This window comes from uncultured Blautia sp. (genome assembly GCF_902497045.1).
Lineage (GTDB): Bacteria > Bacillota > Clostridia > Lachnospirales > Lachnospiraceae > Blautia_A.
The window spans coordinates 1-1,962 of record NZ_CABVDF010000343.1 but is presented as its reverse complement, the minus strand read 5'-3'; the positions used below and the strand labels follow the sequence as shown (position 1 = coordinate 1,962).

The window sequence follows — 1,962 nt, the reverse complement described above, 5'->3', positions numbered from 1 at the left end:
ACCATATGGCTGATAACGGACAGGGAGATCAAGCCAGGTTTTTCTATCTACAATACTTTTTGTATGGCTAAAGGTATCAAATCCTGTTTTTCCGTGATAGCTTCCCATTCCGCTTTCTCCAAACCCTCCAAATCCCATTTCGCTGGTAGCCAGATGTATAACAACATCGTTGATACATCCGCCTCCAAATCCAATACATGACATGACTTTATCCGCATCTTTTTTATCTGATGTAAAAAAATATAGGGCCAGAGGGTGAGGAAGAGACTGTATATGGGAAATGGCCTGATCCAGAGCTTCAAAGGTCAGGACGGGAAGTACAGGTCCGAAGATCTCTTCCTGCATAATGGGATCGTCAAAAGAAACGTTTGCCATTACAGTAGGAGAGATCCTGAGTTCTGACCTGTCATATTCTCCGCCGAAGACGATTTTTTGATTATCTATCAGACCAAGTATCCGTTCAAAATGTTTCTGATTGATGATCCGTCCATAATTTTTATTTTTTAGCGGCTGATCCGAAAATTGCTTTATTATCTGTTTTTTTATCTGCCGGAGCAGCTCATCTTTGATTTCTCTGTGACAATAAATATAGTCCGGAGCTACACAAGTCTGTCCGCAATTTAGGAATTTGCCAAATACGATCCGTTTGGCGGCCAGCTTAAGATCGGCTGTCCGGTCAACGATGCAGGGGCTTTTTCCTCCAAGTTCAAGAGTTGCCGGAGTAAGATATTCCGATGCTTTTCTTAATACTTCCTTTCCTACGTGCTGGCTTCCGGTAAAGAAAATATAATCGAAATGCTGGTTTAAAAGATGGGTGTTTTCTTTGCGGCCTCCCGTGATCACCGCTGCATGGGAATCGTCAAAACATTCCCGGATGATGTGCTGGACAATACGGGAAGTATTGGGAGAGTAGGCGCTGGGTTTCAGAACCACAGTGTTTCCGGCAGCAAGAGCATCTATTAACGGTTCCATACTTAAGAGAAAAGGATAATTCCAAGGACTCATAATAAGTACAACTCCATAAGGAGAAGGTTTCTGAAAACTTCTGGAAGGAAACTGCGACAGTGGTGTCCGGACTCTTTTTTCTTTTGCATAAGTGGAAAGGCGACGGAGCATATGAGATATTTCGCTTAAAACAAGACCTGTTTCACACATGTAACTTTCAAAATCACTTTTTCCCAGATCCAGCAGTAAAGCCCGATGGATGTCCGTCTCGTGCTTTTTTATAGAAACTTTTAATTTCTTCAGAGCATTGACGCGGTTACGGGTAGGAAGAGTGGCGGCTGTATGAAAGAAATCTCTTTGTTTGTCTACTATATTTTTGATTTCCTGTTCATTCATATGAAATCCTCCTGAGAGCGCATTAAAAAGCTGTTTTATGATTACTATATCAGTGGTGAGAAAATGTGTCAACATCGGATAAAAATACAGCTGCCGTCAGATATCTGGTCAGGAGAGAAGATAGTAATTTATGAAGGAAGTGAATACTGGGAAAATCTGTGATACAATAAAAGAAAGCTATCAGAAAATACAGATACAGGAGGGGCTCATGAAAGTAATTATTTTTTTGGACGATAAAAACGGTATGATGTTTAATAAAAGACGACAAAGCAGAGATCAGGCAGCTACAGATGAAATATGTATGCTATGCCAGGGAAATGTGCTTTGGATGAATGACTATTCTTATTTGGCTTATGGAAATCTGGAAGGTGTGGAAATAAAGTGCTGCCGGGACTTTATGCGAAAAGCGGATACAGGGGAATATGCTCTTGCAGAAACAGAAGATCTGAAGATGTTCGAAGAAAATATTGAGGAATTACTGGTGTTTCGGTGGAATCGGATCTATCCGTCAGACAAAAAACTGGAGTTGGACCTGTCGGGATGGCAATGTACAGAAAAAAAGGAGTTTCCGGGAAATTCTCATGAAAAAATAACATTGGAAAAATATATAAAGTTGTAATT

2 protein-coding genes are annotated in these 1,962 nt (G+C 40.6%); one reads left to right on the top strand and one right to left on the bottom strand.

Translation table 11 applies throughout. The features are described from left to right. Nucleotides 1-1,341 (bottom strand): aldehyde dehydrogenase (locus tag RDS42_RS14460; RefSeq protein WP_308784273.1); only part of this gene is annotated, 1,341 nt, incomplete at its 3' end. A 208-nt stretch (nt 1,342-1,549) separates the two neighbouring features. Here RDS42_RS14460 and RDS42_RS14455 point away from each other — a divergent pair. After that, nucleotides 1,550-1,960 carry a ribonuclease Z gene (locus RDS42_RS14455; protein WP_308784272.1) on the top strand — a complete coding sequence of 137 codons (411 nt, stop codon included), beginning with the start codon at nt 1,550-1,552 and terminating at the stop codon, nt 1,958-1,960. Nucleotides 1,961-1,962 lie beyond the last annotated feature (2 nt).

Bases quoted from the DNA above. Each gene is read 5' to 3' on its own strand.
- RDS42_RS14455 (WP_308784272.1), top strand. From the start codon at position 1,550: ATGAAAGTAATTATTTTTTTGGACGATAAAAACGGTATGATGTTTAAT.